Origin of the sequence: Pseudomonas sp. QLc11A (assembly GCF_052112305.1) — a bacterium.
Taxonomy (GTDB): Bacteria; Pseudomonadota; Gammaproteobacteria; order Pseudomonadales; family Pseudomonadaceae; genus Aquipseudomonas; species Aquipseudomonas laurylsulfatiphila.
In genome coordinates, this window is sequence record NZ_JAVAJJ010000005.1 from 88,959 (window position 1) to 109,523 (window position 20,565).

Annotated in this window: 14 protein-coding genes; 8 read left to right on the top strand and 6 right to left on the bottom strand. The window is 59.2% G+C overall.

Annotation, left to right across the window (positions count from 1 at the left end):
• Positions 1–50: 50 nt before the first annotated feature.
• The gene (locus tag Q8X48_RS09830; protein WP_407800609.1) at positions 51–1,433 is read right to left on the bottom strand and encodes a carbohydrate porin; all 1,383 of its coding nucleotides are present in this window, start codon (positions 1,431–1,433) and stop codon (positions 51–53) included.
• Between the two features lie 349 nt (positions 1,434–1,782).
• Between Q8X48_RS09830 and Q8X48_RS09835 the strand changes: the two genes are divergently transcribed.
• Positions 1,783–2,013, top strand: coding sequence for a VF530 family DNA-binding protein (locus Q8X48_RS09835; protein WP_007975135.1), 231 nt, complete (start codon positions 1,783–1,785; stop codon positions 2,011–2,013).
• Between the two features lie 2 nt (positions 2,014–2,015).
• Positions 2,016–2,657, top strand: coding sequence for a Pr6Pr family membrane protein (locus Q8X48_RS09840; protein ID WP_407800610.1), 642 nt, complete (start codon positions 2,016–2,018; stop codon positions 2,655–2,657).
• Positions 2,658–2,831: 174 nt separating this feature from the next.
• Here Q8X48_RS09840 and Q8X48_RS09845 read toward each other — a convergent pair whose 3' ends face one another.
• Both Q8X48_RS09845 and Q8X48_RS09850 read right to left on the bottom strand, forming a co-directional pair.
• Positions 2,832–3,617 carry a siderophore-interacting protein gene (locus tag Q8X48_RS09845; RefSeq protein ID WP_407800611.1) on the bottom strand — a complete coding sequence of 262 codons (786 nt, stop codon included), beginning with the start codon at positions 3,615–3,617 and terminating at the stop codon, positions 2,832–2,834.
• On the bottom strand, positions 3,614–4,189 hold the full coding sequence (locus Q8X48_RS09850) for a PadR family transcriptional regulator (RefSeq protein WP_015093673.1): 576 nt from the start codon (positions 4,187–4,189) through the stop codon (positions 3,614–3,616). Before Q8X48_RS09850 ends, Q8X48_RS09845 begins: the two co-directional genes overlap by 4 nt.
• 519 nt (positions 4,190–4,708) lie before the next feature.
• Between Q8X48_RS09850 and Q8X48_RS09855 the strand changes: the two genes are divergently transcribed.
• The 6 genes from Q8X48_RS09855 (at position 4,709) to Q8X48_RS09880 (ending at position 11,723) form a co-directional block, all read left to right on the top strand.
• A complete protein-coding gene (locus Q8X48_RS09855) occupies positions 4,709–5,185 on the top strand; it encodes a CS1 type fimbrial major subunit (RefSeq protein WP_015093674.1) in 477 nt (158 codons plus the stop codon).
• Positions 5,186–5,295: 110 nt separating this feature from the next.
• Positions 5,296–7,818, top strand: coding sequence for a CS1-pili formation C-terminal domain-containing protein (locus Q8X48_RS09860; RefSeq protein WP_407800612.1), 2,523 nt, complete (start codon positions 5,296–5,298; stop codon positions 7,816–7,818).
• On the top strand, positions 7,819–9,072 hold the full coding sequence (locus tag Q8X48_RS09865; RefSeq protein ID WP_407800613.1) for a hypothetical protein: 1,254 nt from the start codon (positions 7,819–7,821) through the stop codon (positions 9,070–9,072).
• 59 nt (positions 9,073–9,131) lie between these two features.
• Complete coding sequence (locus Q8X48_RS09870; protein WP_041474987.1) at positions 9,132–9,875, top strand: pilus assembly protein; 744 nt, start codon at positions 9,132–9,134, stop codon at positions 9,873–9,875.
• 63 nt (positions 9,876–9,938) lie between these two features.
• Positions 9,939–10,433: a CS1 type fimbrial major subunit gene (locus tag Q8X48_RS09875; protein ID WP_218485942.1), complete on the top strand. Its 495-nt coding sequence runs from the start codon at positions 9,939–9,941 to the stop codon at positions 10,431–10,433.
• Between the two features lie 36 nt (positions 10,434–10,469).
• Positions 10,470–11,723, top strand: a complete 1,254-nt coding sequence (locus Q8X48_RS09880) for a hypothetical protein (protein WP_407800614.1) — start codon at positions 10,470–10,472, stop codon at positions 11,721–11,723.
• Between the two features lie 63 nt (positions 11,724–11,786).
• On the opposite strand, the gene Q8X48_RS09885 is transcribed toward Q8X48_RS09880, so the two are convergent.
• From Q8X48_RS09885 to Q8X48_RS09895, 3 genes are all read right to left on the bottom strand, one after another.
• Complete coding sequence (locus Q8X48_RS09885) at positions 11,787–16,439, bottom strand: dermonecrotic toxin domain-containing protein (RefSeq protein WP_407800615.1); 4,653 nt, start codon at positions 16,437–16,439, stop codon at positions 11,787–11,789.
• A gap of 171 nt (positions 16,440–16,610) precedes the next feature.
• Complete coding sequence (locus Q8X48_RS09890) at positions 16,611–19,733, bottom strand: transglycosylase domain-containing protein (RefSeq protein WP_407800616.1); 3,123 nt, start codon at positions 19,731–19,733, stop codon at positions 16,611–16,613.
• Positions 19,734–20,021: 288 nt separating this feature from the next.
• Positions 20,022–20,480 (bottom strand): REP-associated tyrosine transposase, encoded by a 459-nt coding sequence (locus tag Q8X48_RS09895; RefSeq protein ID WP_407800617.1) that lies wholly within the window; start codon positions 20,478–20,480, stop codon positions 20,022–20,024.
• Positions 20,481–20,565: the final 85 nt, after the last annotated feature.

A 20,565-nucleotide genomic window follows, 5' to 3' on the forward strand; every position in this document is an offset into this window, starting at 1 on the left:
GGGCAAGCCCCCTCGCCACATGTCGCTCCTACAGGGGGTTTCGGTGTTTTTTAGAACGACGACTGGACCTTGATCCCGCCAATCAGCGCGTCGTCGACCTCGTTCACGCCGCCGGGATGGCGGATGTATTGCAGGTTCGGGCGCACGGTCAGCCAGTTGGTCACGTGCACGCCGTAATAGAGTTCGGCGCTGTATTCGGTGTTCTGGGGCGGCAGGTAGGACGGATTGTCGTAGTCGAAAACGACATTGGCCTGGTTGGTCGCCTCGGCGTTCTTGCGATAGGCCGGGTTGACGTGGACGCGGGCCATGGCAAAACCGATGTCGTCCCTGGACCGGGCGTCGAACAGACCTTTGTAGACGAGACCGGCCTGGACGTAGTTGTCGATGGCGTTGGTCTTCTTGTCGTGCATCGTGCCGTTGGCGAACAGGCTCAGGCCGCGGGAATGATCGCTGGCCAGGCTGGTGACTTGCTGCTGGAGGCCCAGCCACATGCCGTGCTTGCTCGAGGCGCTGCGGTAGGCTTCGCCACTCAGGGCGGCAGGCTGGCCATTGCTGTCCTTGTAGACGTCGGTGGCGTTGGCGCTGCTGTAGTAGTAACCGGCGCGGTATTCACCCGGCAGGCCGTTGAGTTTCGGCGTCCACACCAGTTCCACCGGCAGGACCGCGCCCTGAGTGCCGCTGCCGCTGAGCTTGAAGCCGTTGTCGCGATCCAGGTTCGACGGGTTCTGCTCGTACGCGCCGACCTGTGCATAAAGCTCTGGCGTCAGGTGATATTTGACCCGCAGTGCCCACTGGCTGACCGGCCAGTTGTACCAGATGTCGCCCGCCCAGTTGCCAACCTGGGAGCCGCAGAACGCCAGGTTCTGGAAGTCGCAAGGGAAGCTGTTGAAGTCTTCGCCTTCGCCGAAACGGCCGACCTTGATGTCGAGTTTTTCGTCGAGGAACTTCTGCTGATACCACATCTGCGTCAGGCGCCAGGTCTGGCCGCGGCCCCAGACTTCCTGGGCCGAGGTGAAGCCGCCGACGCGCGGATCGTTGATGCGGTCGTTGCTGATGTTGTTGCCGCTGCGTTCGGTGATGGTCAGCTGGAACTCGGCGTCGTCCCAGCCGAGGATTTTCTGCAAGTCCAGATGGGTGCCCAGGCCGAACTGGTCGCTGTAGCGGGCGGTGCGGTCGTGATCGTAGCCGCCGTGCAGATTGCTGCCCATTTCACCGGTGTAATCGACTTTGAAGTTGTAGCCTTTTTCCGCAAGTTCGCTGCGAGTGCCGTTCCAGTCGCCGAGCATCCACGGTGAATCGCTATCGAAGGCCGGAGCCGAGTGAGCGCAAGTGGCAAGGCCCAAAGCGGTGAGTCCGCCTATCAGGTTCAAGGTGTTTCGGCAGGAAACAGGTTTGAAGACAGCGCTGTCTTTCGAAAGCTGGAAATCAGGCATAGAGAAGAAATTCTTGATCTTTTTCTGGGGATTAAACGGAAGAAATGGCTAGCAGAAGCGTTTCAGCTAAAGCGGGCGCAAGGATAATGATCTGTTACAAATAGAGAAAGGGCTTTTACTGACATGCAGCCTTTCGGATTCGGTAACAGTTGTAGGTGCGAGCTTGCTCGCGATGGTCGATAACGATAACGCGTTCATTCTGGGTTGACGCGTTTTCGTTCGAGTCCATCGCGAGCAAGCTCGCTCCTACATCAACAGATTCACCTACATTTGATAGATCGCTTCCACCCGACGAAACCCTCGGCTAAGGTGCGCGACTTCCAATTCCTACTCTGCTTGAAGGCCCGGCATGACCGAACACAACATCGACCCGCTGCACGGCGTGACGCTGGAGCAAATCCTCAACGCCCTGGTTGAACACTACGAATGGTCGGGGCTGGCCGAACGCATCGATATCCGCTGCTTCAAGAGCGACCCAAGCATCAAGTCGAGCCTGACGTTCCTGCGTAAAACCCCGTGGGCGCGGGAGAAGGTCGAACGTCTGTATGTGAAGTTGATGCGCACCAAACGACCACTCTGAACATGGTCGATCCTTGCGCGATGCGCCGCCGTTTTGTAGTCGTGGCTGCCATGCTCGGCTGGGCGGGATTGAGCATCCAGATGTACCTGATTTTCTATTCGCGCTGGACCCTGGGGGCCAGCCTGATCGGTGGGCTGATGAGTTTTTTCAGCTATTTCACTGTGCTGAGCAACACCCTGGTGGCGACGGTGCTGACCTGTGAACTGACGTCCCGCGAGTCCGCCGCACGCCGCTGGTTTTTACAGCCCTGGGTCAGTAGTGGCGTTGCTGTGAGCATCACTGTCGTTGGCCTGGCGTACAGCGTATTGCTTCGCCATCTATGGCATCCCGAAGGCTGGCAATGGCTGGCCGATGAGCTGATGCATGACGTCATGCCGCTGCTGTTCCTGGGGTATTGGTGGTTCTGTGTACCGAAAGGCTTGGTGCGCTGGGGGCATATCGCGTTGTGGGTGATTTATCCGTTGGTGTACTTCGCTTACTCGTTGCTGCGCGGGCATTTGCTGGCGACTTATCCGTACCCGTTCATTGACGTGGACAAACTGGGTTATCCACAGGTGTTCATCAATGCCGGGGGATTGTTGCTGGGGTTTGTGGTGATTGCGTTGTGGGTGGTGGCGCTGGATCGGTGGCGCGCTCGAATGTAACCGCGGATAAGGCGGTGTGGAGTGCTTTTTGTGGCGAGGGGGCTTACCCCCGTTCGGCTGCGTAGCAGTCGTAAAATCTGCTCATACGGTGATTCAGAAACACCTCGTTGCTGGTTTTAGCACTGCTGCGCAGCGCAACGGGGGCAAGCCCCCTCGCCACACAGGGTAACCCTGTCACTCCTCGTCAGTGCCATCCAGCCGCCAGTAACCCACCGCCTTGACGAATTGATCATCCAGCCCATGCTCATCGAGCAACACCCGACGAATCCGCCGCGACACCTTGCTCTCGGTCGCCACCCACGCGTACAGGCTGCCGCCGGGCACCTGGATCTGGCGCACGGTGGTCAGCAGGTTGTCCTTGCCACCTTCGCGCAGCACCCAGATCACATTGACCTCGGCAGCGCTTTCCAGCACTTGCTGCTCCTTGCCGTTCTCCACTTCCACGATCACCAGCGCACGGCGGTTGGCCGCCAGGCTTTCGAGCCGCCGGGCGATGGCGGGCAGGGCGGTTTCGTCACCGATCAGCAAGTAGCTGTCGAACATGTCCGGCACGATCATCGAGCCCCGCGGCCCGCCGATGTGCAGGAACTGCCCCGGTTTGGCCTGTTCGGCCCAGGTCGAGGCCGGGCCGTCGCCGTGCAGCACGAAGTCGATGTCCAGTTCCAGGGTGTTCAGGTCATAGCGGCGCGGCGTGTAGTCGCGCATCTCGGGCAGCGGACCGTGGTCCTTGCCGGCGCCCAACACCAGGGTTTCCAGTGCCGCAGCCTGCTCGGCGTTCTGCGGGAACAACAGTTTGACGTGATCGTCCGTACCCAGGCTGACGAACCCCGCCAACTCCGGCCCGCCCAGGGTAATCCGGCGCATGCGCGGGGTCAGGTCGACCACGCGCAACACCTCCAGGCGACGGCGTTTGATTTCGTGCATGACACGGTGAATGGTTTGCGCGATCACTTCAGTCATTCGGCTTTCTCCTGAACGGGTTGAACGGCAGGGCCGTCGACGATGGCTTTGGCGGTGTCGTTGAGCAGGGCCGCAACGCGCTGGATTTCTTCCGGGCTCCAGCGGCCGTGATGCAGTTGCAGGGCATGGCGCAGGTTGTGCACCGCCTCGTGGATTTCGGCCGGGCGATCATGGCCGCGTAACGAACGCTTGCTGACATCGATGCGCACCCGCACACCTTCTAGGGCGACGGCTTGCTCGGTCAGGGACTGGCGTCCGGCGTCGGTCACGCTGTAGCGTTTTTTCCCGCCTTCGGCGTCGCCGGTAATCAATTCGCTTTCTTCAAGAAACGTCAGGGTCGGGTAGATCACGCCGGGGCTGGGACTGTAGGCGCCGTCGAACATGCCTTCGATCTGGCGGATCAGGTCGTAGCCGTGGCACGGCTGTTCGGCGATCAACGCCAGCAGCAGCAGTTTCAGGTCGCCGGGGGCAAATACTCGCGGGCCACGCCCACCGCGTTCGCGGCCAGGGCGTTTCTCGAAGCCATCACGGCCGTCGCCGTGTTCGCGGTGGGGGGAATGATGGTCTCTCATTTTTTGCGTTCTCTTTCGTCGTGTTTAGATACAACTTAAGATATATCTTAAGAGGTCCGCAAGCCCCCCCGACCAACGGCTGATCACCACGCCAGGCGAAACCGCCACTGAAAATGGCGTTTTTGCGGCTCCGAAAAAGGCTTTTAACACGCGCGAACAAGTTGAAATTAGTGTTAACTCTCTAAATTGACGATTTACGCCTTAATACATTGGTTTTGTAATATCCCTCCTACAGAAGTTACTGTGTCGTTGTCGACCTTAATGGCCTGTGTATTGGCTTTATGTAGTCTGAATCTGACAGCCGAACAGTGACTTTATAAATATTCAAGTATTTTTCATGCTGCTGTCGTGGCCCTTTGGCTACGCGCTTTGAGGAACTTGCCTGCTTACTTTCCAGATTGTTTGAACGATCATCTTTCGGCGTTGAGAGTTGCGCTGGAACATCACTGCTCGTGACTGTTTTGCTTCAGCGAAACTTTCAATACTTAGATCCTTTTTTTAAACGACAGGTACTGAAAGATGTTCAAGAAAATCGCGTTCGCTGCTCCTCTGGCTGTTTTGGCACTGAGTTCCTCGATGGCGTTTGCCGCCACCGAAGCCAAACACTCCATCAGCATTGTGGCCCATGTTCCATCCGACGATTTCTACGCGGTGCCGGTTGATGCGGACCTGGTCAACAAAGATCAGGACATGAGCTACAACCCGGGCACTGACTCCATGAAGACCGTCGACGGGCACTTTGATGTGCTGCACACCGCCGGCAAGGTGAACGCCCGCCTGGAAGGCGTACCGAAACTGATCGCCGGGAACAAGACCATCGACTTGAAAGTCGAGCTCAACGGTAAAACCCTGACCACCACTTCGCAGGAAGTTGTTGGTGAAGCTGAATCCAACGTCCGCTATCGCGCGCCGTTCAAGATCAGTGCACTGGGCGGTAAACCTGATGCGGGTGATTACACCGGTGTCGTCATGCTGGTCGTTGAACCTTCCGTATAAGTAACAACTGCGACGGTAAGCGTTTACTTGCTCAAAGTAACGTAACCGGTCGGCAAACTATCAAGTTTGCCGACCGGGCTTTGACTTCCTTGTAATCAGAGTATTTGTTCATGTTCCCGATGACGCCCATCGCGGCAACGCTTGCGTTGCTGTTATGTAGCAGCGCATTTGCGGCGCCGACTTCCGTTGATAATACGCCTCGAAGTTTACTGGCCCAGGCCAAGGGTCTGCCGGCCGATTTCGAGGAACATTTCTTCGATGTGCCATTGGCCGTGCGGGTCGAGCTTGATCAACAACCCCTCGGCGAGGCGATGATCGTGTTGTCCCGCGATGACCGGGTCACCTTGCTCGATTTCACCGACACTAGCGACAGCCGTTTCAGCGCTGGCGAACGCGACACCTGGGCCAGCATTCTGAAACCCGGCGTGGCTTTGGGCACCTGCAGCGGCCAATGCCCCGAGCAGATGTTGGCGGTGCACTACAACCTGGAAAACTCATTGCTGTCGATCGTCACTGAAAATGCCGAGCGCGACACTGAGGCCAAACGTTTCTACGACCAGCCCGAAGGCGGCAGCAGCGGCCTGATGGTGCGCAACCAGCTCAACCTCAACGGCGGCCAGGATCAGAACCTCGGCGGACGCTATGGCCTGGAGGCCAGCGGCAGCCTGGGCAACTGGAGCCAGACATTCAACATGCAACTGGCGCGTCTCGGCGGGCCGGATGACAAGACTTATCACGCGGTGCATGAGCTCTACACCCAGCGCGAACTGCAAGGCAGTTTTTTCCGCCTGGGCTACTTCACCCCCAATTCCGAAGGCCTGACCCGTCAGCCCCGTTCGTTCGGCACCAGCCCCGACACCGCCGTTGGCGTGATGTACGGCAGTTCCGACAGCCTGGCGATAGACAGTCCCAAACCCAGCGTTTATCCGATCTATGTCACCGCCAATCGCCAGGCGTCGGTGGAGATTTATCGCGATGGTCTGCTGCTCAACACCCAATCGGTGCCCGCCGGTTTGCAAACCCTCGATACCCGCCCGTTGCCCGGCGGCATCTATGATGTGGAAGTGCGCTTGATAGAAGACGGCCAGGTCACCTCGACTACTCAGGAGCTGATCTACAAACCGACCAACTGGCGCAACTTTGAGGAGCGCTGGCGCTACAACCTGTTCGTCGGCCAGGAAAGCAAACTGCTGAGCAACTGGGATCAACAGTACAGCGGCGATGCGACCGCGGGCGCGGCGATCAACTACCTGCTGCATCCACGGATAATCCTCGGGCTGTCGGCACGTCAGGTGCGTAACACGCTGCAGTACGGCAGTTCCATCGACTGGAGCCTGGCCAACAGCGTCAGCCTCTATGCCAATCTGTACCAGACCGAAGACCACGGCACCGGCGCCGATCTGCAAGCGCTCTACAACTATGGTTCCGGCAGTCTGGTGGTGAGCCACAACCGCAGCTGGCTCGACACCACCAACACCTACGACACGCTGCCCGATGGCACCCGCGTGCGCCAACGCAATGTGTTCACCGGCGAGACCAGCAATTCATCGCTGGCGCTGAACCACCGCATCAGCCGCAAGAGTTCGCTCAACGCGCGGGTCTCCCACAGTGATGGCAACGTTGAAGGCGTCGGCGTCGACCTGGGCTGGACGCAGCGCACGATGCTGCTGGGCAGCGACGCCAACTGGCGGTTGTCACTGTTCGATCGTCCCGGCAGTTACAGCAGCGGTGACGCGCGCAATCGCGGGGTCGACCTGAGCATCAGCGTGGCGCTCGGCGGGCCGGGTCAGCAGGTTTCCGGCAGCATCGGCAGCCGCACCGCCCGTGATGGCAGCCGCGACACCAACGCCTCGCTCGGTTATCGCAAAGACCTGCAAGACCACATCCTGCAGAGCGTCTCGGTGACCGCGCTGACCGACACCTACGGCGTCGGCCTGTCGAGCCTGGCGAACTTTCGCACCGACGCGATCAACGGCGACGGTTTTATCCAGCGCTCGTCGTTCAACGACAACTTCACCGGCGGCTTGAACCTGGACAGCACCGTGGTCGTCGGTGGCCAGCGCATGGCCCTGACCAGTCAGCATCAAGGACGAGGGGCCGGGATGATCGTCGATGTCGAGTCTGATATCGACGGCATCGCGTTACGCGCCGACGACCTCAGCGGCGGCAGCGCGGCATTGCGTCCGGGGCGCAATTTCATACCGCTGACGGCCTACAGGAACAGCTCGGTGAGCTTCGATTTCGAAGGCAATCACGCGCCTGCGGCCAGCATCGAGCCGGCACGCACCCGTTATCACCTGAACAAGGGCGGCGTGGAGTACCGCAAGGTCTACGTGATGAAAACCCTGACCGTGCTCGGACGTCTGGTCGACCCACAAGGCCGGCCGCTCAAGGGCCACCACGTGATCAACCACGCCAGTCGTGGGGTGAGTGAAGTCGATGGCTTCTTCTCGATGGAAATGAACGCCGGTTCACCGACGCTGGAAGTGCGTTACGCCGACCAGTTGCTGTGCCAGTTCCGGCTCGATACCGACAAGCACCGCAGTGAAAACAACGTGTTGATGATCGGTGATCTGCGGTGCACGCCGGATACGTTGGCGGATGCGTCATTGATTCGCCAGGAGGCCAGTTGAATGGTTAATTTCAAGACGTGTATACCGCAGTGGCTGTGCTTGTTGGCACTGTTTGTGACGCCTACGGCCGAGGCGGTCAATCAGGAGATCAGGGCGTTGTTCCGGCCTGACCCGGCAAACCCGCAACGTAATACGTTCATCAACAAAACCCCGGTCAGCGGTTACTGCGCGGACTATCCCGATCAGTGCGAACAGAACGCGACCTTCAGCATCCGCCTGCCCATACGCTTCGATTCCGCAAGGGCCATGCAACCCCATGACTCGCAGCGCAACAGTTCGATGTTCACCGTGCCGGCGCAATGGCGTGCATTGACAGTTACGAATGCCGAAACCGGTGAGGCGGAACAGGTCGAGATGCGCATTGCCGGATTTGGATCGCGGTACGTGCTCGACGACAAGGTCACCAACCTTACAGGTGCACCCAATACGCTTGAAGGGCACCGGGCCTTGTGGGGCGGCCCGTATGGCAGCTGGGTGAACCCCCCGTCACCGTGTCAGTACAGCGGCGTCGGTTGGTACACCGATGATTATTACCAGTTTTTCTGGAAAACCCCGATTCAGGGTACCTGCGTAAAAACCGCCAGTTTCAAGATTCCAACCATGTACTACGAGTACCTGGATTTCGCCTATGAACTGCGTACGCCCAATCCGCTTGGTATGTCTTCAGGGCTCTACACCGGCGACCTGACTTATCGCATCGGGCCGGGCGGTGACTTTGACATGGGCGACGTGATGGTGCCCAACGATTCCGATCTGACCCTGAGTTTTGTGCTTGATGTTCAGCACACCCTCAAGGTCGATATCCCTCCAGGTGGCAACAAAATCCGATTGGAGCCGCAAGGCGGATGGCAAAGCTGGCTGCAAGCCGGACGCCGGCCGGTGCGACTGTTCCGTGACCAGACTTTCAATATATCGGCCTCGACGCGATTCAAGATACTGATGCAATGCGGGCCCGGAATAGGTGGCGAATGCGGACTGGAGAACAGTGCGGATAACGGTCGTCGAGTCGTCTTACACATCAGCGTAAGCCTGCCTAATGGCATAACCGACCTCTCAGGCCAACCCGTGAGACGCCTGCGATTGAGGACCGGTGCGGGGAATGAGCAGCAGTTCAAGCCCGGCTTCTATGTGGACCGGGCACCGGGAACCCTGCATTTCGAAGTTGAGCAATCGTACATGGAATCCATGCTGAGGCCCGGTGTTGCCGGCACCTATACCGGCATTGTCATTGTGATCTGGGACTCGGAAATCTGATGGCCAACGCATCGATCAGTCGTACCGGCAGTGTGTTCAATGACCAAGGACTAAAAGTTATGAAGCGTGTGTTTTTATTGATCGGTTTGAGCGGATTTTCCCTGGGCCTTCAAGCCGGGCCGCAAATCAATGTCGGAACGGTGTACGACTATCTGGATGGCGACAAAAGCACCTACCTCAAGCGCGTGTTCAACAGCGGCGACAGCACGGCCTTCGTCAAGGTCAACATTCTGGAAATCGTCTACGACGCCGATGGCAACGCCACTGAAGTACCGGTCAAAAGCGACCCTGGCGCGACATCGCGCGACGGGCTGATGGCCAGCCCCGCACGCCTGATCGTTCCGGCCAATGGCATGCAGGGCACGCGGCTGTTGTTCATGGGCGAGCGCGACACCGAGCGTTACTTTCGCGTGCGCTTCATCCCGGTGGTGCCGGAAAAGGAAGACGAATTCGCGGTGTCCAGCGACGAGCGCGAGGACTACAAAAAGAACCTCTCGGCCGGCGTCAACGTCATGACCGGCTTCGGCACGGTGTTCTTCGTCAGGCCCAACAACAGCCGGTACGACAGCCAGATCGACAACGGCGCCAGTACTTATCGCATTCGCAACAACGGCAACACGTCGGTGGTCGTCGACGAATTCCGCAACTGCTCGATCAAGCAGGAAAACGAGTGCGAGCCCACCACCAAGCACCACATTCGTGCGGGAAAAGAGTTCGCATTCGACAAGAAGCCGGGACGGGAATACCGCTTCAACCTGGTCGAGGGCGCATCGAAAAAGGCCTTGCGCATTGCCAGCCAATAACCGCCGGTACACACGCGTGGCCGTTATTGCCCGCTGCTTTTTTGGACGTAACAGGTACCTGAAATGATCAAGCTTTCGGCCATCGCCCTGTCGACAGGCGTCGCGGCACTGATGAGTTCCCTGGCATTCGCCGCCCGCGAAGAGCACCGATTCGAAGTGTCGGTGGATATTCCGACGTTGGGTTTCTACGTGATACCGGCCGAGTCGGACTGGATTCATCGCGAGCAAGTTTTGCCGTGGAACATCCACAGCCGGTCGCTGGAGGGGCTGCGCAAGAACTTCGACGTCAAGCACGACACCAGCGCCATCCACGCGCGGCTGGAGAGCGAACCCTATCTGTCCAACGGCCGCGATGAGCAAAACATCTACCTGCTCGTCAGCTTCAACGGCAAGACGTTGAGCCACGACCCGCAACCCCTTGAAGTGCTCTCGCGCGAGCAGGCTGTCGCGGGCGGGCGCTTTGCCCTGCAGATCCAGCCGAAGGTGCCCGCGGGCGGGTACAAGCCGGGTCGCTACTACGGCAACGTGAATCTGGTCTTCAGTGCCGCAGCGCCTTGAACCCGGCCATTCGCTGTAATATCGGAGAGAGCTTTCATGAATCTCAATACTTGTCTGCCGGGATGGCTGTGCTTGCTGGTGTTGCTTGTGCCGACTTCGGCCGAGGCGGTGAATCAGGAAATCAGGGCATTGTTCACGCCCGACTCAGCCAATCCGCAAAGCAACAAGTTCATCAATAAAACACCGTCCAGTGGCTACTGCGCGGATGCACCCAGTGAATGCCGGGACAACGAGATGTTCAGCATCCGGTTGCCCATGCGCTTCGAATCGATCAGAGCGATGCAACCTGATGATGTGTCGCGTAATAGCGCCATGTTCAAAGTACCTGCGCAGTGGCGGACGTTGACGGTGACCAACGTGGCTACGCAAGAATCTGAAAAAGTCGAGGTGCGCATTGCCGGCATCGGTTCCCGATACGCCCTGAGCGATACGGCCGCGAATCTGACAGGCGCACCGAGTGCGGCGCAAGGACACCAACGCTTGTGGTCGGGGGGCGTGGCAGGTGCCTGGGTCAACGCGTCACCTCCCTGCCTCTACAGCGGTGTCGGGTTCTATACGGATCATGCGTTTCGTTTTTTCTGGAAAACCCCGGTTGAAGCGGCTTGCGTCAAAACGGCGAAATTCCTGATACCGGAAATGTCCTATGAGTACCTGGATTTCGCCTACGAGTTGCGAACGCCAAATCCTCTTGGCATGTCGTCGGGGCTTTACACCGGTGACCTGAGCTATCGTATCGGTCCCGGCGGGGACTTCGACATGGGTGATGTGATGCTGCCAACCGACAGTGATTTGACCTTGAGTTTTGTACTGGACGTGCAGCACACCTTGAAAGTCGATATTCCGCCGGGTGGCAACAAGGTCCAACTGGTACCTGTGGGTGGCTGGCAGAGCTGGCTGCAGGCAGGCCGCCGGCCAGTGAGCCTGTTTCGCGACCAGACCTTCAATATCTCGGCCTCATCGCGCTTCAAGATGCAGATGGAATGTCAGTTCGGCGGCTTTCCCTACGAATGCATGTTGAATGATCCCGTCTCCAGGCGATCGGTCGAGCTTCAGGTCAGCGTCAGTCTGCCCAATGGCCTGACGGACCTGTCCGGGCAACCGGTCAGGCGTCAGCGACTGCGAACCGGGCAAGCCAATTCGCAACAGTTTCAACCTGGTTTCTATGTTGATCGGGCTCCCGGGACTCTGCATTTCGAAATTGCAAAAAACCAGATGGAGTTCATGCTGCAGCCGGGCGTGGCCAGCCGCTATTCCGGCAATGTCACGGTGATCTGGGATTCGGATATCTGACGTGGTTGCGGCAAACCTGACCGCAACGAATGCCGTCAGGTTTGCCTCACGATGCCGCCGCTATTACAACCCGGCCCTGCTCAACGCCGCGCGCGTCAAACGCCTGGACAGTTCTTTTTCGGCGTCCCCCAGATCGACGAGGAACCGGTCGAAGTTCGCTTCGCTTATCGGTTCATCGGCAAAGACAACCGTCTCGGCGACCGGCAGTTTGTTGGCCAGATCTTTAAGCCTGTTGCGCAGTGCCGCTCGTTCCACATCCGTCAATTGCGTGGATTCGACCCATTCGCGCTGGGTGGATCGCAGGGTCTCCAGCAACTCGTATTTGTTCAGATACTCCCGTTTATTCGCCTCGATCTGAATCGGGTAAGTTTCACCCAGCCAGGTTTCCCAGAATGCCTGCTCAAGCATTTTATTGACCAGGCCATCACCTTCGCCCAGCGCCAGCACCGTGTCGTACGCCTGATCGATCATGGCGTCGGTGACACCGGATACTGGCCTGTACAGCATGCCTTTTGATTGCCAGGGCAGCTGCAAGCGATCCGCCAGACCCGTCTGATAGGCCAGATAGACCTCGACATCGTCCGGGTTGCCGCCACGACTGGCGACATCGGCGCGGGCGATCTCGTTGACGTGCTCCAGCCGCGCGGCACCTTGGGCCAGGGTGACCAGCTTGCGTTCCAGCTCCGCAGAGTCCGTGGAGTAGGAGTAAGCCTCGGATGCGAGCACCTGTATGCCCATGTTGTTGAACAACTGCGCCCCTGCATCGGCGCAATCGACCGGGGCGATGGCCATGGTGTAGAGCTTTTCCCGCAGTGCGGTGTCGATGTAGACGGCATCGAGCATGCGTACCACGCGTTGCATCAGTTGCCTGCGGGGTTCACCGCCGACGAGATAATCGGCAGAGTTTTTCGTTTCGTGCACCACGGTCAGGAACCGATGGGCCTGCGGGTCGTCGGTCAGTTCAAGCCAGTTTGCCGTCCGCTCCACTCCCCAGCCGGGCACATCGGTCCAGTTGTTCGGGTCGGTGGCGTGGATGACCACATTTATCAGACTGGTGGATGCCTCGAGGGGCGTCGGCGGCAAATTCACTGAGTGTCGGATTTGCTGGTATTGCAACTGATTCAGCTCCGACAGATCCGCGACATCCAGCAGGGTACGCGCGATCACCCAGGCTTTTGCCGAGCCGGGGACAACTTCGGGAATCAAGTCGAGGGGGTTTTCCCGCAGGTCCAGCAAGAAACCGCGTGGTCTGGTTTTCGCCAGCGTGCCCTCGGGCCATGTGGTCAGCCCGGTTTTGTTCAGGGCCACGACTTTCAGCCTCGGCATGCGGCTGATGTCTGGTGACAGCCCCAGTGGATTACCGTCGAGCCTGAGGATTTCCAGGTAGGTCAGGTCCTTGAGTTGTTTGACGGCAGCGGCATCCAACACGATCGCGTTATCGCTCAGCTGCAGGCGTTCCAGTCGGTGCAGGGAACCGATGCTGTGTGGAAGACTGGTCAGGTCGCAACGCCTGGCGCTGAGTTCGCGAAGGTTCGGGAAGGCTTTGAGCAAGCCGTTCGGCTCACTGGAAAAACGTGTGTTGGCGAGTTTCAGAACCGTGATCTTGTCGAGGAACTTTTGCAGCTCCGGGGGGCGCTTTGACCACCAGGTATCCAGGTTCAGGGGCTGCATCTCGGTGGAGAGATCCAGCGCGTAACTGTCCGGGTCGCTACGGTTGCCGATGTCCCTGTGCTTTCGCTCGAAGCTCTTGAGCAGGCATTCGGCGATATGTTGGCCGCCTTCATCACGAAAAGCCGTGCTGCCCGGTCCCCAGGTGGGTTCCTGCTGGTATTCCCAACGATTGAGGATCACGCGCAGTTCATCGAGATCGTCTTCCCGCTGCTCGATGGCTTGCATCGGCTCGCCTTTGGCGATCAGGGCATTGGCGAAGGCGTCGACTTCGCGGTCGCTGAAATCCTCGTGCAGGTCCAGGATTCGCTCGTGCAGGGTTTCGCCGGCCCGGCTGGTGAATGGGCCCCGCACCAGCAGCAGTGTCTGATGTTCGGGCACGGCGCGGATGGGCGGCGCGGCGAGTATCGTTCGACGTTCGCCGAGAGGCTCGATCTTGACCATGGCCCACTGCCTGAGGCGTTCGGCGTCCCCCGGCTTGAAGCCCAGCGCGTTTTGCCCATTGTGCTGGGTCGCCTGCAGCAAGGCTTCGAAAAAGCCCTGCGCTGCATGGATTGGCTGATTCGACCCGTCACGCACCTCATATTTTCCCGCGTCATCATGAATCAACACCCGGACCCGCGCTGCGCTCTCGGGCCCGGCGCTGCAGCGCAGTTCACCGTCGAATGTGCCTTCCCTGATCTCGATGCGCAGCTCACCGAAGGTGTCGCTGTTGATGCGCAAGGTGCCCAGCACCAGGCGTTCTGTGTCGATGTTGATCAACGCGTCATCGTACAGACCGTGGGCGGCGCGCACCGATTGCGTCTCGAATTGCAGTTCTCGCGCCTGGCTTTTCAGACGCAGCGGCAGGCGCTTTTTCTGCTCGATCTGTTGGCGTTCCGCGGCGCTGGCGTTGGCGAGAATGCCTTGCGCCACCGTGTCGGGCAGGTCGGGGAATTCGCTGAACAGCGCAACGCTGTCGGCGGGTAGCGGGGTGCTGGCAGGCACGGGTGAGCCCAGGCGTTGCAGGGTATCGGTCAGCAATGGCGGTGGTGCCGAGCTGTCCATGTGCATCCGCCGCAGTGCGGCTTCATGGGTACCGCTGATCTGGCGAATCTGTTCCAGTTGTTCATTGTTGAAACCATCGACGCTGTGACCAAGTCGCCGCATCAATGTCGAGCCTTCCCACTCGCGCGGGTTTTCCGTTTCGCAGACCCAGGCCCCGTGACCATTGTGGCGCAAGGTCGGTGCGTAGGCATCGAAACGCTGCGGATGGCGGATGCGCTGTTGTCCGGTGACCGGATCTTCCAGCACTTCGAAGTGTTGATCGTTCAGGGGCAGGATGCGCCGGCCCTGATGCTGGTGAATACCCTGTCCATCAGGCCGGGCGTCCGCGGGTAAATCCACGTCGGTTCGTTGATAGGGGCTGAGGTCTGGGTTCCATAGGCGGGTCTCACCGTTTGCCAACTGCACCGGTTTCAAGCTTTCGAAAAACGGCGAGAGTTTCGCCCTTGCGACGTTGCCTATCGCGCCTCCCGCGGCGAACGCACCCAGTTGCACAACGCTTTGCAGCACGCCGATGGCTTGTTCGCCAGCCTCGGCGACGCGGCCTTCGGCCAGATCGACGAGGCCCTCGACCACCTCATCGGTCAGTTGATACGCGGTGTAGGCCAGCATCAATTCGCCCATGCCGGGCACCAGTGGCGTCGCCACCAGCAACGCGGCATTGAGAATGTCCGAGAGCATTTTTTCCAGGTTGTCCCACCAGGCCCAGCGGGCCATGCGGTCGGCGTACTCGGTGGAAATCGCGATGTCCCATGCGTCGTTGAGTACCTTGTTGATTTTTTGTCGGTGGAAGTAGCCCCACAGGTCGCCGTTGAAAACAGTGTCCCGATCGTTCCTGATGCTCGACAGCTGAAATTGCAGGTTGGGGTTATCCACCGGCGTATCCCGCCAGCTCGGCAAGTTGGAACCGGCCGGGGCCGGTTGCCATTTGACCTTGCTCAGTCGGTCGTTCAACCCGGCAAAAAAATGCCCGCGCTGCTGATGGGGTACGAACTGGCTGAAGAATTTTTGGTAGCTGCGAGGGGCGCTGGCATCGCGCAGTTGGCGTGTCAGTTCGGCCATGAACTCGAGCAACGACGGGTACTGCTTGAGAGGGTGCTGCGGGTCATGGGGAACATAGGCGATCACGGGCACGGTATCGGTCGCGGTATTGGCATCAGGGGTGATCAGCACGATGCCGGTCAGGTGAATGTCCATCATCGACAGGTTGTAGCAGTCGACGGAGCGGCCCCTCCAGCGCAGGTTCTTGCGGTCATCGAGCAGTCCCTGCACCAGGTCAAAGGCATCCTGCCCGATGTCGTTTTTCATCAGCGCCATGTTCGCCGCGATGTTGAGCGCGGTCTTGTGGCTGAGGCTGACTTTGTGGCGCAGGACGTTGCTGGCCACCCGGTTATGCGGCAGCAGAAAATCTCTCAGGTGTTGTTGGTAACGTCTGCCGATATTCAGGTCGCGGCACAGTGACTTGAACTGCTCGATACTCAGCTTGTGCTTGAGCTGTACCACGCTGAAATGCCCGCGTACGTCGGGGCGGGTGATGAATTCTGAGTCCTGGGTGAACACCTCCTTACTGGAAAAATTGTGCAGGGCAGCATCCAGCAGCGAGACGGTACGGCTGGTGGTTGCGCCGGTAAAGTTATGACCCCATGACGTTTCTGCCGGTGCATACAGCCGCAACCAGGTATCTTCGACGTCATCTTCAACGCCGAAACGTTCGTTCAGTGCCTGTTGCAACAAGGGTTTGGCGAAGGCGTAGACATCCTGCAGTTTGCTGAACACTCTATCGACATCGTTTTGCGCGTTCCAGCCGAGCTTGATGCTCTGTTTCAACCGCTCCTGTAACGCTTTTGCGGCGTCAGCCTGCCAGTCGGGAATGCTTACCCGGTCAGTTTTCAGTGCGTTGATACGGGGGAGTGAAGCCTCTGATAGCCAGGAGGGGATGGCCTTCCTGACGAGGTCGAAGTGGATGCTTTGATCCGGGTTTGAAATTCGATGTGGGTGGGGCATTGCCTGATCGTCCTTTGATCATGGATGGAGCGATCAGGCTAGGCAGGCGGCAGCCCCAAAAAAAGCGCAAAAACCGGTTCGTAACGACGTCGATTGCGCCCCGAACCCGGTAAAAATCAGGAGTGAAAAATACATAGTTACAGCCACTCGGGCGCATCTGCCGATCCATGCCTAGCGGCGAGCGGTTGTCTCGGTTGCTGCCTTTGGCTGACACATCGTGTGGGTGCCCGGTTGCAGGTACGGCGTCAGGATCGGCGCCATGCCTTTGAGCACCTGCACCGGCAACGCCGAGGTGAAGGTGAAGTTCTCCGCCGAGCGGCCCGGCACGAACGCTGTCAGCGTGCCGAAATGGTGATCGCCGATGTAGAACACGAACGTGGCCGTGCGGTTGAGCGATTTGGAACTCAGGATCCGCCCGCCCGAACCGACGGCTTCGATGCGGTTGTCACCGGTGCCGGTCTTGCCGCCCATCGCCAGCGGGCTGCCGTCGGCGAGTTTGAAACTGCCGGACACGCGTTTGGCCGTACCGGCATCGACCACTTGCGAAAGGGCTTCGCGCATGGCCGTGGCGACTTCGGATGGCATCACCCGTTTGCCGACGTCGGGGTCATTGACCAGTTGGGTTTCATAGGGTGTATGTGCGGCGAAATGCAGGCTGTCGATACGCAGGGTCGGCATGCGCACGCCATCGTTGAGGATGGTGCCGATCAATTCGGCCAGGGCTGCCGGGCGGTCACCGGAGCTGCCGATGGCGGTGGCCAGCGACGGCACCAGGTGGTCGAACGGATAACCGACTTGCTGCCAGCGCTGGTGAATGTCGAGGAATGCCTCGATCTCCAGCATGGTGCGGATGCGACTGTCTCGGGCGCCTTTGTGCCTGCTTTTGAACAGCCAGCTGTAGACTTCCTGGCGCTCGAACTGGCTGGCTTTGACGGCGTCGGCCCACTTGGCGTCGGGGTGATTGAGCAAGTAGCCCATCATCCACAGGTCCAGCGGGTGAACCTTGGCGATGAAGCCCTGGTCCGGCAAGTCGTAGGCGCCGGGACCGTAGGCTTCGTAGAGCCGCACGAGACGTTCGTCAGTGAGTTTTTCCGTGAGCTTGGCACCCGTCAGGTGCGAGCGCACGAAGGCGTTGAAGCTTTCCTGGCTGGCCTGTGGCAACAGGTAGCGATGTACGGCGGCCATGCGGATCGGCGTAGGGCGCATGCCGTCCAGGAAGGTTTCGAGCCGTTCCTGGGTGTTCTTGTTCCTGTACTTCTTCCAGAACTTGAGCAGGAACGAAGTGCCTTCGCGGTCGGCGAATTCGGCCAGGTATTCCTGGCGCCGCGGGTCGCGGTCGTCCTTGAGCAGTTCGGCACTGCTGTTGGGGCCGGAGTAGGTGGTGTAGCGCACCAGGTCACGCATCAGGCGAATGAACGGCAGGTTGATCGACTCGCGCAGGGCGTCGCGCAGGGTCGGTATCCGACCGTTGTCTTCCTTGCGGAAGTTGTTGAACACATGCAGGCCGCCCCCGGTGAAAAACGCCTCGCCGGGGCTGGCGGAATATTTGCGGTCCAGGGCTGCGCCGAGCATTTTTTTCAGGTCGCGGTCCTTGTTTTCAACCAGGTAATCAACCGCCCAACGGCTCAGGCGGTCCTGATCCGGCACCTCGACTTTCTTCAGTTCCGCAACGGCCATGCCGGCGTATTTGTCGTGCAACTCGGCGATGATTTGCAGGTAGGTGGTCAGCACGCGCATTTTCGCGGTGGAGCCCAGTTCCAGTTTGCTGCCTTCATTGATGTCGAAGGGCTGGTCGGTGCTGTCGGTCTGTACCCGAACCCGCGAGCCGTCCGGTGTCAGTTCGAACAAGGTGAAGCTGTAGCGCACCTGGGTGGTGCTGGTGGTGGTCAGGAGGCGCTCGCCGATCAGGCCGATTTGCGTGGCAAATTCAGGGTCTGCGAGCTTTTTCAGGTACTCGGTGGCCTCGGATTGCAACTCGCCTTGCAGGGTGCTGGTGGCGGAGAGGTCAAGGCGGTCGAGGTCATACAAAGGGCGATTGAGCATGCCGGCCAGACGGCTGCGCGCCACGCTGATGCCCTTGTTGGTTTCGATCGGTTGCATGGTCGGCTGGGTGGCCCAGTCGCGGTAGGTCACTTTGCTGGCCAGGGCGGCGGCGGCGAACTCGGCGTCGATCACATGGTTTTGCGCCAGCAGGCGAATATGGCTGTCGGTGAGGTCGGCCAGTTCATCATGGCCCTTGGTCAGGTAATGCGACGGGCGGCGCTGCGCAATCATCAATGACAGCACTTCACGCAAGACCAGGCCTTTTTCCGCCATGGTCTTTGGATCCGTTGCCGGGCTGTTCAGCACCTTGTTGGCGCTTTCGAAGTCGGAGCCGTACCACACACGCAAACCCTCAGCCATGCCATGCACTTCACCGTGGCCCGGTACGGCTGACAACGGCACGCTGTTGAGGTAGTCGCGAACCACGTTCTGCCGCGCTTCCAGGGTTTGTGGCCCGGCCTGATAGGCGCGTACGGTGGCAGAAATCATCTGGCGAATTTTTTCCGCGCCGTTGACCGTCAAACCATCGGGGGAGTGCCGGTACTTCTCCAGTTGCGTGGCCAGGGTACTGCCACCGGCGGACTGGCCGGGCACGTGCAACATCTTGGCCAACTGGGACCACGCCGCCATGCCGAACCGCGGCCAGTCCACCGCCGGGTTGGCCAGCGGCTGCCTGGGGTCGAGCAGGAAGCGGTTCTCGATGAACAGCAGGCTGTTGACCACCACCGGCGGGATCGAGGCAAAGGTTGAGTAAAGCTGCTGCGGGTAGTTGTACTGATACAGCGGCGCTGCGCGGCAATCGGTGATCGACAGCCCTGCCTGGATTTTCTCGGCATAAGGCACGAACAGGCCCTTGTCGGTGTACTTCAACAGCTCTGGAGAAAAGCGGGATTGCGCTTCAACGACGAAGTTGCGCTTGATCAGGCGCGGCAGGAACTCATCCAGCGAGCTGTAGCCCAGGCGCCGATCGAACGGGCCGTCGCCCGGATAGCGAATCGCATCGCTGGGGCCGGGTTTGAGCTCATAGTTCAGTGACGCGGCATATTTGCTGACTTCCCGGGCCTGGAACTTCGAGGTGCGCATCTCCCTCATGGCGGCCAGCCCCACGACAATCGCGATAATCAACAGCAATAGCCAGAACGCTCCCCATCCGTGCCTGGAACGACGGGGTTTTTCAGGTATAGGCGCTTCATCCACACTATCAGTCGGAACCACGGTTTTACTCGAATCGGTTTGCCACAAAGCGCCCATAGTCGATTGATCCATTCACGCAGATTGATCGGACTTGACTCAAGCTTAGACGGTGGTTGGCTAGGGTGAAAAAAATGTGAAGGGCAAAATGATGCACGGACGCACCAATAATCAGGCCAATTGAAGCACTTGTGGCGAGGGGGCTTGCCCCCGTTCGGCTGCGAAGCAGTCGCAAATCCGGTAACCGCGGTGTGCCAGACCTTTATCGGTTGCAGGTTTTAGCGCCGCTTCGCAGCGCAACGGGGGCAAGCCCCCTCGCCACAAAGAGTTTGGTGTAAGGGCGTCCGTTTACAGCCAGCACGCATCCCAGAGCGGGTAGTCGCCAATTTTATCCACAAGCCCAGCCCTGAGTGGATTGGCAACAATGTAGCGGGCGAAGGGCAGAAGATCTTCTCCATCGCGAATGGCCCGGTCGTGGTAGCCGGATTGCCAGAGCGGACCACGGCGGCCGGTGATTTCGTTCACTTCACGGGTGCACCGTGACTTGATGGCTCCGATAACGGGCCCCAGATTGCTTACTTCCAGCTGCATCAACCAATGAAAATGATCGGGCATGATCACCCATGCGATGGAATTCACTACGTTGGTTTCATGAGCTCGGCGCAGTTCTGCAACCAGTAAGCGTCCCAAATGCCAATCCGAAAAGACAGGTTGACGATCATGGACAACGGCGGTGATGAGATATGCCCGACCGCTTTCGGAATATCGGCCCTGACGCAAGCGGTGGGAGTTGGGTTGAGTTGGCATTCCATTGCTTCCCTTGAGGTTATCAATTGCACATTCAAGGCTAGTTCCCGGCTGTCCAGGGTAGATCCGCATGCGTTGAGTGAAA

Excerpts from the sequence above, each read along its gene's own strand:
- Q8X48_RS09830 (WP_407800609.1), bottom strand. The coding sequence starts at position 1,433 with ATGCCTGATTTCCAGCTTTCGAAAGACAGCGCTGTCTTCAAACCTGTT.
- Q8X48_RS09835 (WP_007975135.1), top strand. The coding sequence starts at position 1,783 with ATGACCGAACACAACATCGACCCGCTGCACGGCGTGACGCTGGAGCAA.
- Q8X48_RS09840 (WP_407800610.1), top strand. The coding sequence starts at position 2,016 with ATGGTCGATCCTTGCGCGATGCGCCGCCGTTTTGTAGTCGTGGCTGCC.
- Q8X48_RS09845 (WP_407800611.1), bottom strand. The coding sequence starts at position 3,617 with ATGACTGAAGTGATCGCGCAAACCATTCACCGTGTCATGCACGAAATC.
- Q8X48_RS09850 (WP_015093673.1), bottom strand. The coding sequence starts at position 4,189 with ATGAGAGACCATCATTCCCCCCACCGCGAACACGGCGACGGCCGTGAT.
- Q8X48_RS09855 (WP_015093674.1), top strand. The coding sequence starts at position 4,709 with ATGTTCAAGAAAATCGCGTTCGCTGCTCCTCTGGCTGTTTTGGCACTG.
- Q8X48_RS09860 (WP_407800612.1), top strand. The coding sequence starts at position 5,296 with ATGTTCCCGATGACGCCCATCGCGGCAACGCTTGCGTTGCTGTTATGT.
- Q8X48_RS09865 (WP_407800613.1), top strand. The coding sequence starts at position 7,819 with ATGGTTAATTTCAAGACGTGTATACCGCAGTGGCTGTGCTTGTTGGCA.
- Q8X48_RS09870 (WP_041474987.1), top strand. The coding sequence starts at position 9,132 with ATGAAGCGTGTGTTTTTATTGATCGGTTTGAGCGGATTTTCCCTGGGC.
- Q8X48_RS09875 (WP_218485942.1), top strand. The coding sequence starts at position 9,939 with ATGATCAAGCTTTCGGCCATCGCCCTGTCGACAGGCGTCGCGGCACTG.
- Q8X48_RS09880 (WP_407800614.1), top strand. The coding sequence starts at position 10,470 with ATGAATCTCAATACTTGTCTGCCGGGATGGCTGTGCTTGCTGGTGTTG.
- Q8X48_RS09885 (WP_407800615.1), bottom strand. The coding sequence starts at position 16,439 with ATGCCCCACCCACATCGAATTTCAAACCCGGATCAAAGCATCCACTTC.
- Q8X48_RS09890 (WP_407800616.1), bottom strand. The coding sequence starts at position 19,733 with ATGGGCGCTTTGTGGCAAACCGATTCGAGTAAAACCGTGGTTCCGACT.
- Q8X48_RS09895 (WP_407800617.1), bottom strand. The coding sequence starts at position 20,480 with ATGCCAACTCAACCCAACTCCCACCGCTTGCGTCAGGGCCGATATTCC.